Origin of the sequence: Marinobacter zhanjiangensis, from assembly GCF_014651935.1 — a bacterium.
Classification (GTDB): domain Bacteria; phylum Pseudomonadota; class Gammaproteobacteria; order Pseudomonadales; family Oleiphilaceae; genus Marinobacter; species Marinobacter zhanjiangensis.
Window position 1 is genome coordinate 164086 of the sequence record NZ_BMXV01000006.1, and the last position, 12510, is coordinate 176595.

The 12510-nt window shown below is 59.7% G+C and carries 9 protein-coding genes; 5 read left to right on the forward strand and 4 right to left on the reverse strand.

Annotated features, from left to right (window positions below):
* Positions 1 to 206 precede the first annotated feature (206 nt).
* On the forward strand, positions 207 to 1559 hold the full coding sequence (locus IE079_RS13820; protein WP_189577369.1) for a TrpB-like pyridoxal phosphate-dependent enzyme: 1353 nt from the start codon (positions 207 to 209) through the stop codon (positions 1557 to 1559).
* Positions 1560 to 1625: 66 nt separating this feature from the next.
* On the opposite strand, the gene IE079_RS13825 is transcribed toward IE079_RS13820, so the two are convergent.
* Positions 1626 to 3740 carry a TonB-dependent siderophore receptor gene (locus tag IE079_RS13825; RefSeq protein ID WP_189577370.1) on the reverse strand — a complete coding sequence of 705 codons (2115 nt, stop codon included), beginning with the start codon at positions 3738 to 3740 and terminating at the stop codon, positions 1626 to 1628.
* An 87-nt stretch (positions 3741 to 3827) separates the two neighbouring features.
* The gene (locus IE079_RS13830; protein WP_189577371.1) at positions 3828 to 4754 is read right to left on the reverse strand and encodes an AraC family transcriptional regulator; all 927 of its coding nucleotides are present in this window, start codon (positions 4752 to 4754) and stop codon (positions 3828 to 3830) included.
* A gap of 77 nt (positions 4755 to 4831) precedes the next feature.
* Between IE079_RS13830 and IE079_RS13835 the strand changes: the two genes are divergently transcribed.
* From IE079_RS13835 to IE079_RS13850, 4 genes are all read left to right on the forward strand, one after another.
* A complete protein-coding gene (locus IE079_RS13835) occupies positions 4832 to 5212 on the forward strand; it encodes a CidA/LrgA family protein (RefSeq protein ID WP_189577372.1) in 381 nt (126 codons plus the stop codon).
* Complete coding sequence (locus tag IE079_RS13840; RefSeq protein WP_189577373.1) at positions 5205 to 5930, forward strand: LrgB family protein; 726 nt, start codon at positions 5205 to 5207, stop codon at positions 5928 to 5930. Before IE079_RS13835 ends, IE079_RS13840 begins: the two co-directional genes overlap by 8 nt.
* Before the next feature lie 272 nt (positions 5931 to 6202).
* Positions 6203 to 7693: a sensor domain-containing protein gene (locus IE079_RS13845; RefSeq protein ID WP_189577374.1), complete on the forward strand. Its 1491-nt coding sequence runs from the start codon at positions 6203 to 6205 to the stop codon at positions 7691 to 7693.
* A gap of 14 nt (positions 7694 to 7707) precedes the next feature.
* On the forward strand, positions 7708 to 9588 hold the full coding sequence (locus IE079_RS13850; protein WP_189577375.1) for a sensor domain-containing protein: 1881 nt from the start codon (positions 7708 to 7710) through the stop codon (positions 9586 to 9588).
* 44 nt (positions 9589 to 9632) lie between these two features.
* Here the strand turns inward: IE079_RS13850 and IE079_RS13855 are convergent, their stop codons facing one another.
* The gene (locus IE079_RS13855; RefSeq protein ID WP_189577376.1) at positions 9633 to 11192 is read right to left on the reverse strand and encodes a SpoVR family protein; all 1560 of its coding nucleotides are present in this window, start codon (positions 11190 to 11192) and stop codon (positions 9633 to 9635) included.
* On the reverse strand, positions 11189 to 12484 hold the full coding sequence (locus IE079_RS13860) for a YeaH/YhbH family protein (RefSeq protein WP_189577377.1): 1296 nt from the start codon (positions 12482 to 12484) through the stop codon (positions 11189 to 11191). The genes IE079_RS13855 and IE079_RS13860 overlap by 4 nt, the downstream gene beginning before the upstream one ends.
* Between the last annotated feature and the right edge of the window lie 26 nt (positions 12485 to 12510).

The window sequence follows — 12510 nt, forward strand, 5'->3', positions numbered from 1 at the left end:
GTTATTCTGGATAGGAGTATCCCGGTTTCCTTCGGAAACTGACGCCGAGACTAACAGAGCGCGTCGCTCAGGTTGCCGACAGATTGGTAATGAGTTCAGGCACCAGAGGCGGGACAGCAGGTCCCGAATGTTGATGTGAGGCAGGCTCGCGGGCGTGATGATATGGTAATGTTGTTGAATAACTATCGCTGTAAGGACCCTGAAGAATGACAACAAAGTACCTCCTTGACGAAACCAGAATGCCCAAAAGCTGGTACAACATCCAGGCGGATTTCCCGGAGCCCATGGCGCCGGTGCTTCATCCCGCGACCCGGCAGCCCGTCGGCCCGGAGGACCTGGAACCCCTGTTCCCGAAGGCGCTGATCGAGCAGGAAGTGAGCACCGAGCGGGAAATCGAGATTCCCGAGCCGGTACAGGATGTCTACCGTCTCTGGCGTCCGGCACCCCTGTACCGGGCTCACGGCCTGGAAAAGGCACTGGGCACTACCGCGAAGATCTTCTACAAGTACGAGGGCGTCAGCCCCGCCGGCAGCCACAAGCCCAATACCGCCATTCCCCAGGCCTTCTACAACAAGCAGGAAGGCATCAACCGCCTGACCACTGAAACGGGGGCCGGCCAGTGGGGCACATCACTGGCCTTTGCCGGTTCGCTGTTCGACATGGACGTGAATGTGTTCCAGGTCCGGGTGTCCTATGACCAGAAGCCCTATCGCCGTGCGGTAATGGAAACCTATGGCGCCAGGTGTGTGGCCTCGCCCTCGAATATGACCGAATTCGGGCGCAAGGTGCTGGCGGAGAATCCCGACCATACCGGCAGTCTGGGCATCGCCATCTCCGAAGCGGTGGAACTGGCGGTACAGGACCCCGACACCAAGTATGCCCTGGGGTCGGTGCTGAACCACGTGCTGGTGCACCAGTCCATTATCGGACTGGAGTCCATGGAACAGATGGAAATGGCAGACACCTGGCCGGACGTCATCGTGGGCTGCACCGGTGGCGGTTCCAACTTTGCCGGCATTGCCTTCCCGTTCATGGGCCATGCCCTGCGTGGCGGGGAGAAGAGCCGCATCGTGGCGGTGGAGCCGTCCGCCTGCCCGACTCTGACCCGGGGCAAATTCGCCTATGACTACGGTGATACTGCCCACATGACGCCACTGACCAAGATGCATACCCTGGGCTCCGGCTTCACGCCGCCGGGCTTCCATGCCGGTGGCCTGCGCTATCACGGCATGGCGCCGATGGTGTCCCACGCCAAGGAGCTGGGCCTGTTCGAGGCGACGTCCTATACCCAGCGGGAATGCTTCGAGGCCGGCGTGCTGTTTGCCCGGGCCGAAGGCATCGTGCCGGCGCCGGAAGCCAACCATGCGGTCAAGGGTGCCATCGAGGAAGCCCTGCGCTGCAAACGTGAAGGCACCTCCGAGACTATTCTGTTCAATCTCTGCGGCCACGGGCACTTCGATATGGCGGCCTACACGTCATACTTTGCGGGCGAACTGGGGGATTACGAGTACGACGATGCGGAGCTGGGCATGGCACTGTCCGGCTTGCCGAGCGTCTGACGTTCAGGCGGTTTGCAAGGTAAGACAAAGCCCGCCAGCTGGCGGGCTTTGTCGTGTCGGGCCTGTTCAGAACCTATAGGAAACGCTGGCTTCCACGGTCCTTTCCTGACCGAACCAGCAGTTGCCGGCGTCGTAGCAGGTGTAGTAACGCTCATCCAGAAGGTTGTTGACCGACAGTCCCAGTTCGGCGCCATCCATGGACTGACTCAGCTGCCCGAGGTCGTAGCTCATGGCGAGGTCGAACAGGGTGGCATCGGGAACCTTCCTGGAGCCGGTGCTGGTGAGGGCCGCTTCGCCGATATACCGTATGCCCACGTCGGATGTCAGGCCTGCCAGAGGTCCGGCAACAAAGCCATAGTCGGCCCAGGCTGAGACCAGTTGGTCCGGGGCCCACACCACACTGTTGCCTTCTATATCGGTCGGCGCTTCGGACGTTTCTACGTCCTGGTAGGTATAGGCAAGGCTCAGCAGCAGGTTGTCGATGGGCTGGGTGCTGGCTTCCAGCTCGAAACCCCGGGAGCGAACCTCGCCCACCTGGATCTGGTCATAGGGGCCGGCATTGGGGGCCCGGGTCGGTACATTTTTCTTGTCGATCCGGAAGACTGCAGCATCCACCGATGTCATGCCGGTATTGGTGCGGAACTTGACGCCCGCTTCATACTGTTTGGCGGTTGAAATCTCGAACGGCTCGCCGAACATGTCGGTGTTCAGGATGGGTTCAAAGCTTTCCGCGTAATTCACGTAGGGGGAGACGCCATTGCTGAACTCGTACATGACCCCGGCACGTGAAGACAGGTTGGTGTCTTCCTGTTTGTTGTCGCTCCCGTAGAGGGCTTCTTGCTGTCTGCCCGAATAGTCGTCCCAGCGCAGGCCGGCCATCAGGATCCAGGAGCCAATGCGGGCCTGGTCCTGCAGGTAAACGCCCAGTTGCTCCCGATCGATGTCATAGTCACCGAAGGGTGTCAGAGCCTGGGTGCCCCGATCAATCTGGTTATTGTCCGGGTTGAAAAGGTCGATGGAGGGGGCTCCCCCTTCACTGTACTGCACTGAGCCATCCATGCTCTGGTAATCGATACCGGCCAAAAGGTTGTGTTCAATGGCGCCTGTGCGAACCAGCCCCGTCAACTGATTGTCGACCGCGTAGGAATGCGCCGATTCGTCAGTAAGGTAAGCCGCGCGGTTCATGGTGCGCTGGTCAGCGTTCAGACCCGTTGAGTAGGTATTGCGCTGCAGGTACTCCGCATCCGTGTAGCGGAAGTTCTGCAGGAACGTCCAGTTATTGTTGATGGCGTGGTTGATCTTGTAACCGGCCATCAGCACTTCCCGGTCAGCAGTATTCCAGTTCTTATCACCGGAAAAGGTGTCTTCATCAATCCGGCCATTCGGGTTGTCCAGGAACAGACCGGCTGCTGGCAAAGTGGTATAGATGCCCTGTTCGGGGTCCTTCTGATAGTAGAGGTTAACGTTGATCAGCGTGTCATCGGTTATCTGCCAGTCCACCGACGGAGCGATCATCTGGCGCTCCTCCTCTGCGGTGTCTGCCTGGGAGTCTTTCTTGCGGGCCAGGGCGACCAGGCTGTAGCTGAAGTCGGAGTTCCCGAACTGGCCCCTGGATTCCAGGCTGGCCTCTTTCAGGTTGTGACTGCCTGTCGACAGTTCGACCTGGTTGAACGATGCTTGCGAAGGGCTTTTGGCAATCATGTTAACCATGCCGCCCGGAGGCATGGCGCCATAAAGTGTGGATGTCGGGCCGCGGAAAATCTCCACCTGTTCCACCGCATGCAGGTCGGTCTGAGCCTGGAGGTTCCAGCCATCCAGGTAGAGCAGAGGCAGACCGTCGTAGTAGTTGTGAAGATTTTCGAAGCCGCGGATGGTGAAAAGATCCAGGCGGCCAACGGCGCCGCCCCGCAGCTCGGTGTTCACCCCCGGGGCGTACCGCAGGGCGGTGGCGACAGTATCCGCATCACGCATTGCCAGTGCCTGGCGGTCGAGGACGCTGATACTCTGGGGAGTTTCCTCCGGTTTCAGTGCCGTTTTGGTGGCCGTGTTCCGGTAGGTGTCACTGTAGACAGTCAGTGGCGCCAGTTCGGTATTCTGGGCCAGGGCGGGCGTCGACGCAGCGACACCGCTGGCAATGGCCAGCGAGATGAGGGAGCGATGGAAAAATAGTCTGGATGGCATGAACATGTCCTGCATTGCGATGAAATAGGAGCGCCATTGATGCGCTTTCCTGAGAATCATTCGCATTATAAAGTGATTAACAGGTATTCACTTAACCATTTGGTGCATGGGTACCGTTCGATTTCCGGCGGGGCGAATGGGCACCCAGTACTCCACCGTGATGTGGCCGTCCGGTATATTGCGATGTGGACCGGCCGGGTATATTTCCAGGTCGAAGCCAAAGCAGCCCTGGTAGCCGGATGCTGGTAACCACTCGTCAAGGAACCAGGAAAGGGTTTGTTCGAGGTTCGTTACGGGTCCCTGGAAAGGGACCACAGCGTATTCCTGGGCCGGCACTGTCAGTCGGGGCAGTTGCGGGTGGTTCTGCCAGGCAGAGGCTTCCAGGCAGGCCCAGTATGGAAAGCTGTGATCGCCGGCGTCGCCGGATACGGGCATTACTCCCAGCCTGGCAGCCTTTTCCGGCAGGATATGGCGGGTGCGGAGTTGGCGCCACAGGTCCGGAACCCGCCGGGCAAAATCTGGCGTAGGCGAATAAATACCGTGGATCTGACAGGACAGCCCAATGACATCGAACGCCGGTCGGGATTCCACGCGGATCCGGGTCTGGCAGGGATTGCTGCCCGGTGGCGGTGCTGGCAGTGGCGCTACCGGAATGGGAGCCCGCAGGTGACAGCGGACACCCCGCTTGCGGTACTGGCCGGGGGAGCATCCAAAGTACTGGCGGAAGCTGCGGCTGAAACTGATATCGGACTCGAAACCGCAGCTCAGGGCGATCTCCAGCTGGCGGTCGCGGGTACAGAGCAGCAATTCCGCCGCCTGGCTGAGCCGCAGCTCGCGTATATAATGTGCTACCGAGGAGCCGGTATGGGCGGCGAAAACCCGCTGGAACTGCCATCGGGACCAGCCGCCCAGCGTCGCCAATGAGGCAACGGTCAGTGGCTGGTCAAGATGACTGTGGATAAACCGCAATACCTGTCCGATTCTTGATTGCGCCGTCTGTTGGTCCGGTACCATAGCTTTGCCTGGGAAAAGGGGCTTCGTTTGCGACGGATAATAAAGCAAATACTTCTCATTTGTAACGGGTCGGACCTATGATGTTTCTCAATGGTATAACCTGGCTGCTGGTGTTCCAGCTTATCGGTGAGGTCACGGTCCGCCTGCTGGGCTGGCCGGTACCCGGCCCGGTACTGGGCATGCTTTTGCTGTTCGTGTCGCTGGTGCTTATGAGACGGGTCCCCGCGACCCTGGACACTGCCTCGACCGGGCTTCTTGGCCACCTTTCCCTGCTGTTCGTACCCGCCGGCGTCGGCGTTATGGTCCATGCGGACAGACTACTGGCGGAGTGGCTTCCTGTTGTTGCCGTGCTGCTGGTGACCACCCTGCTGACCATGCTGGTGACCGCCGGCATTATGGTGCTGGCAACCCGCTGGCTGGCGCCGGATTACCACGGAGGGGGCGAGTCCCATGACTGAGCCGGATCTTGCCGATATCTGGGTGTACCTGTCCGCCTCGCCTCTGCTGGGGCTGACCATGACCCTGGTGGCCTACCTGCTGGCTTTTCAACTCTATCAGCGTGGAGGCGGGTCGCCGTTACTGAACCCGGTGCTGACAGCGGTGGTCATGATCATCCTGGTGCTGCTGGCCAGCGGTATTCCTTATCCGGACTACTTTGATGGCGCCCAGTTTGTGCATTTCCTGTTGGGCCCTGCCACCGTGGCACTGGCGGTTCCGCTTTATCAGCAACTGTCACGGCTAAGGCAGCTCTGGTTGCCGGTGTCCATTGCCATTGTGTCCGGGGTGATCTTCGCGGCGGGTAGCTCTGTTGCCCTGGCCTGGGCGCTGGGTGCGACCACCCAGACCCAGTTGTCACTGGCGCCCAAGTCAGCTACCGCGCCGGTGGCCATGGGCATCTCCGAAACCATTGGCGGGTTGCCGTCACTGACGGCGGTGCTGGTGGTGGTGACCGGTATCGTCGGGGCGGTGCTGGGTACCCGTCTGTTCGATCTGTTCCGGATTCGGGATGACAGTGTCCGAGGCATTGCCATGGGGGTGGCCGCTCATGGTATTGGTACCGCCCGTGCGTTTCAGGTCAGCAAGACCATGGGGGCCTTTTCGGGTCTCGCCATGGCGCTGTCAGCGTTCGCTACTGCCCTGATCGTACCCTGGCTGGTGGACCTTATCGGTTTGTGACGGCAGGGAAATGATATCCCCGGGGCGAAATTGCAATCCTGCCCCCGGGTATCCCGGAGAACTGTAAAAGGCTGTGAAAATAGCATCCCAGGATGTCGCTCAGTGTACAAACAGGCTAATCTCGATAACCAAACGGACACTAGTCGTTTCCGAATACAGTCAATAAAGCAGTCGGGGTTCACACTCACAGCTCCCGGGGTAGCTACCCGCCAGAGATCGGGCTAATCTGACTGCACAAAAAAAAGACAGATAGGCGCTGTAGGGAGTCGCAAATGGCAGGGGATCACTTGAACGAGGACTTGCAGAAAAACCTCGCTGCATTCCTCAATTCCTCGCCGGACTGCATTCTGGTCTGCGATGCTCAGTCCCTGCGATATCTCTACGTCAATCAGGCCACCTGCGACATGACCGGGTACAGTCGCGACGAGCTGCTTGCGATGACCGCCCCGGACCTGACCGGTCAGTCGCCCGAGGTTATCCAGGAAAGCTACAGGCAGGCCCGGCTGGCAGGGGAGCGGGGTTACACCGACGAACCACGGCTGATTGTCAACAAGGGCAACTCCCGCCGCGGTTGGTGGGAAGGGCATTTTGGCTATCAGGTGATTGATGGCCGGGATGTGGTTGTTATCGTGTCCAGGGAGGTGACACGCCGTGTTCTTGCCGAACAATCTGCCACCCGTTCCAGGCAGATTTATGCGGCGTTGAGTGCCGCCAATGAAGCCATGATCCGCCTGTCTTCACCCGATGAAGTCTTTCAGGCAGTCTGCGACGCGGCAATAGACAGTGGCGGCATGACAACCGCGGTATTGCTGATGCCGAAACCGGGTTCGGACCTTATGGAGGTCAAGGCCATGGCCGGCTACGGCCGTGATGTCATGGGCAGTACCATTATTTCCATCAACCCGGATCGGGCGGAAGGGACTGGCCTGAACGGCACCGCCTTTCGGACCCAGCGGCCCTGTGTTACGGATGATTTCCTGAAGGATCAGCGGACCGCCCACTGGCATCGCATGGTACGTGACCGCACAAAACTCAGGTCGGCAGCGTCGGTACCCATCATCAGGGAAGGGCGATCCGTGGGTACCATGTATCTCTGCTCCCGTGAGCGCCGGGCGTTCGACGAGGAGATTATCGGGTTGCTGGTGCGCCTGACGGATAATATTGCTTTTGCCCTCAAGGCCTTCGAGCGCGAACAGGTGCGTCGGGAAGCGGAGGAGCGGGCCCATTATCTGGCCACCCACTGTAGCCTGACCGGCCTGCCCAACCGCAACCTGTTGTCGGATCTGCTGGAACAGGCCATCGCCTCGGTCAACCGGACCGGACACAAACCCGCCCTCATGTTCGTCGACCTGGATAACTTCAAGCAGATCAACGATACCTGGGGGCATGATACCGGGGACCGGGTGCTGGAACAGATGGCCGGCCGGCTTCGCTGCGTCCTGCGAGAGCATGATGTGCTGGCGCGGCTCGGAGGCGATGAGTTTGTGGTGCTGGTGCAGAATATCGACCGACACGAGTATGCGCAGCGGGTGGCGGAAAAGCTGCTGGCAGCTGCCCAGGATCCCGTCCAGGTGGACGGTCAGCCATTGGTGGTAACGCTGAGTATCGGCGTGAGCCTTTATCCACACCACGGGGAAAACCACCGTGCGCTGATGAAATCGGCGGACCTTGCCATGTATGAGGCCAAGGAGAAGGGCAAGAACACCTGGGCACTGTCTGGCGATGATAAACAGTGGGATTCAGCTTCTGAGATTATGAGATAACAACAGGAGATCCAATGGGGCTGGAAGAATCTATGGTCACTAACTGCAACGCTCCGGAATGGCAGGTGCTTCAGGCAATGCTGGAGCTCGGGGTTGACTGGATCTGGGAACAGGATGCAGCAAGTTGCCTGGTTCGGCTTGAGGGCCGCTCTCTTGAAGGTGACACCGACGCTACCGTTGAGTCGCTGGTCGGCCTAACTCGTGGCGAGCTGGGGTTTGAGTCGGTCTCCGGAGTTCCTGCAGATTCGTTCGAGCGTATTTCTGGCTCCTTCAGGGACCTGGTCTTCCGGCGCTACCTGGGCGGCGGTGAGCTTCGCTATGTCCAGCTCTCCGGTGCTCCAATCCATGATGCCCATGGTTGCTGTGTTGGATTTCGCGGCACTGGTAAGGACATCACCCGGGATGAGCGACGGCGAATCATGGCGGAGCGGTTTCAGTGCACCATGGATGCGTCGCCTGATCTGATCTTCATCTCCGATTGTGAGACTCACCAGTTTGTCTACGTGAACGATACGGCCTGTGAGGTTACAGGTTACTCCCGGGAAGAATTGTTGAACATGCTGGGTTACGAGTTTACCGGCACCACCCGAGAAGAGGGTGAGGCGATTATTGAAACGGTGCGCCAGGCAGGCCCGGAAGGCATTTCCGAAAAACCCCGCCTGGCCGGCAGCAAAGATGGCCGTCGTGTTGGCTGGTGGCAATCCCATCACAGGGTCGCCGATATTGATGGCCGCTCATTGCTGATTACGTCTTCCCGACAGGTGACGGACCGGGTCCTGGCGGAACAGGCGGCTCATCATGCACAGCGTATGTATGCGGCCCTGAGTGCAACCAATGAAGCGATTATGCATGCCGAAACCCCAGAGGCTCTGTTTAAAGAAGTCTGTCGGGTGGCGGTGGATTCCGGCAAGCTTGCCGCCGCATACATTATGCTGGCTGACGAGGAAACCGACAGCCTGAATGTGGTCGCTATGGCGGGGGCCGGTCAGGACACAACACCGCTGGCTGTTGTTTCCGTCAATCCCGATCGTCCCGAGGGCTTGGGGATTGCAGGAACAGCGTTTCGAAAGTGTCGCCCGGAAGTCACTGACGATTTCATGAACGACCCCCGCACCCGGCCCTGGCATGAACTGGCCAGAAAAAGCCGGCTGAAGGCCGCCGCAGCGGTGCCGCTTCTCAGAGATGGCCGTGCACTGGGCGTGATCTACCTCTGTGCCGGGGAACGTCGCGCCTTTGATGCCGAAGTTATTGCGTTGATTGAGCGAATGGCTGACAACCTGTCTCATGCCCTGCTGACCCTGGAGCATGAGGCGGACCGCAAACGTGCCGAGGAACGGGTGCGCTACCTGGCCACCCACGACAGTCTCACTGGCCTGCCCAACCGGGCCATGTTTGGCGAGCTGCTGGACCAGGCGGTGGTTACCGCCCGCCGTTACGGCAACAAACCGGTGGTCATGTTCATTGATCTGGACCGCTTCAAACTGGTGAACGACAGCCTGGGGCACGCGGCGGGTGACCAGTTGCTGCAGGAGATGGCCCGTCGCCTGAAAGCCGTGTTGCGGGAGTCGGATATTCTTGCCCGCCTGGGTGGGGATGAATTCGTGGTGCTGCTCCACGATGTGTCCGAAGCCAAAGATGCAACGATTGTGGCCCGCAAGCTGCTGGACGCTGCCGTGGAGTTGGTCAGTTTGATGGGGCAGGACTGCCGGGTGACCGCCAGTATCGGCATCAGTGTGTACCCCGACCACGGCGACAATCAGCAAACGCTGATGAAGAATGCCGACACCGCCATGTACCTTTCCAAGGAAAAGGGTAAAAATACCTACGAATTCTACGTGCCAGGCCTGCAGTTCCAGGCCAACGGGCATCTGTTGGTCAGTCCCGGGCAGGACTGATTCACAGCAGGCACCCGTCACCTGAGCGTTACTATGACCACGGATCAGCCGTCGTTCAGGTCCCGCGGCGGGCAGTGATGCTCTGCAACTACAGTGCCTTCATCCACGCTTTCCAGATGTACGTCAAACCCCCACAACCGGTGGACGTGTCTGAGCACCTCGTCGGCGTCCTCCCCGAGAGGCACCCGGTCCACCGGGATATGCCGCAGGGTCAGTGAGCGATCACCCCGCACATCCACGTTCCACACCTGGATATTGGGCTCCCGGTAACTGAGATTGTACTGGCGCGCCAGTTTTTCCCGCAGAGGCCGATAGCCCGGGTCGTCGTGGATGGCGGTTACCCGGAAGACATCTTCCTGGTCGTCATTCTCGATGGAGAAGAACTTCATGTCCCGCATCACCCGGGGCGACAGGAACTGTTGGATAAAGCTCTCATCCTTGAAGTTGCGCATGGCGAAATGAAGGGTCTCGACCCAGTCACTGCCGGCAATGTCCGGAAACCATTCCCGGTCCTCGTCCGTGGGGTTCTCGCACATTCGGCGCAGGTCGGAAAAGATGGAGAAGCCCAGGGTGTAGGGGTTGATGCCGCTGTACCAGGGGCTGTTGAAGGGCGGCTGGTAAATGACGGCGGTGTGGCTCTGCAGGAATTCCAGCATGAAGCCGTCGGTCACCAGGCCCTTCTCGTACATGCGGTGCAGCAGGGTGTAGTGCCAGAAGGAGGCCCAGCCTTCGTTCATGACCTGGGTCTGGCGCTGGGGATAGAAGTACTGCCCCAGTTTGCGCACGATGCGGATGATTTCCCGCTGCCAGGTTTCCAGTAGCGGGGCGTTCTTCTCGATGAAGTAGAGGATGTTCTCCTGGGGCTCCGAAGGGTACCGCTGACGCCGGCGCTCGGGGTCGTCATCCTCGTCGCCCATCTTCGGGATGGTGCGCCACAGGTCGTTGAGCTGGCGTTGGACGTATTCCTCCCGTTCCTTCTGCTGGCGACGCTCCTCGGCGGCGGAAATGGGGGGCGGGCGCTTGTAGCGGTCAACGCCATGATTCATCAGCGCATGGCAGGAATCGAGGATCTCCTCCACCGCTTCGACACCGTGGCGTTCCTCGCATTCCGCCACGTAATTCCGCGCAAACACCAGGTAATCGATGATGGCGCTGGCGTCTGTCCAGGTGCGGAACAGGTAGTTGCCCTTGAAGAAGGAGTTGTGGCCGTAGCAGGCATGGGCGATCACCAGCGCCTGCATGGGCAGGGTATTCTCCTCCATCAGATAGGCAATGCAGGGGTTGGAGTTGATCACGATCTCGTAGGCTAGCCCCATCTGGCCCCGCTGGTAGCCCTTGGAGGTGTTGAGGAACTGCTTGCCAAAGGACCAGTGATGGTAGCCCACGGGCATGCCTACGGAACTGTAGGCGTCCATCATCTGCTCGGCGCTGATCACCTCCACCTGGTTGGGGTAGGTGTCCAGACCGAATTCTTCCGCACATTTGGCGATTTCTTCGTCGTATTTCCGGATCAGGTCGAAGGTCCATTCGGAACCGGTGGAAATCGGGTCTGGCCGGACCTGTTCACGGTTGGGCAGCTTGGGATGCTCGATGGTATCTGTCATGCCGCTTTCCTCTCGAACAGCTGGCGGAATACCGGGTAGATTTCCGCCGGGTCGGCGATCTGTTGCATGGCGAAGCTCTGGGGGAAACTCTCCATGACCTTCTGGTACTCGTACCACAGCATCTGGTGATCCTGGGGCGTAATCTCCACATAGGAGTAGTACTGCACCAGCGGAATGATTCGTTCCGCCAGGATCTTGCCGCAGACCGGGGAGTCATCGTTCCAGTTATCACCGTCTGACGCCTGGGCGGCGTAGATGTTCCACTCGTCCGGGGAATAGCGGGACTCAATGATCTTGTGCATCAGCTTGAGGGCGCTGGAGACGATGGTGCCGCCGGTCTCCCGGCTGTAGAAGAACTCCTCCTCGTCCACTTCCTTGGCGCTGGTATGGTGGCGGATGAAGACCACGTCGATCTTCTTGTAGTTCTTCTTCAGGAACAGGTACAGCAGGATGAAGAAGCGCTTGGCGATGTCCTTGTGGGTCTGGGTCATGGAGCCGGACACATCCATCAGGCAGAACATCACCGCACTGGTGGCCGGCTTCGGTTTCTTGACGTGTTGCCGGTAGCGCAGGTCGATCTCGTCAATAAACGGAATACGCCTGACGTTGGCCTTGAGCCGGGCGATTTCCGACTCCAGCGCTTCGATCTGGTCGGCGTGGCTGAACGCGGGGTCCAGGTCGTCGGGGGCGCTTTTCAGGGCTGCAAGCTGTTCCTGCAACTCACGAATCTTCTTGCGGCGGGCACCGCTCAGGCCCAGCCGCCGGGCGTGGGCCCCCCGTAGTGAGCGCACCACATCCAGTTTGGCGGGCACGCCCTGGGAGGTGAAGCCGGAACGTTGCCAGGTGAAGGCTTCGGTGTCCTTGAGCTTCTTGCGGGCCAGGTTGGGCAGTTCCAGGTCATCGAACAGGAAGTCCAGGAACTCGTCCTGGGTAATCTGGAACGCGAATTCGTCCATGCCCTCGCCGTCGGGGCTGGCCTGGCCGGCACCCGAGCCGCCTCCGCCACCGCCTTCCGGCTTGGCAATTTCATCCCCGGCGACGAACTCCTGATTTCCGGGGTGAACCATCTCCCGTTTGCCCCCCTGGCCGTGGTGGAAGATGGGCTCATGGATATCCCGGGAGGGAATGCTGACGCTTTCACCCCGTTCAATATCGGTGATCGAGCGCTTCTGCACCGCATCCGCCACAGCTTTCTTGATGTGCTGGCGGTAGCGGCGCAGGAACCGTTCCCGGTTCACTGCGCTCTTGTTTTTGCCGTTCAGTCGGCGGTCTACAACGTGGGTCATACCCATAGTGCCACTCCAGTCAGGTCAGACAG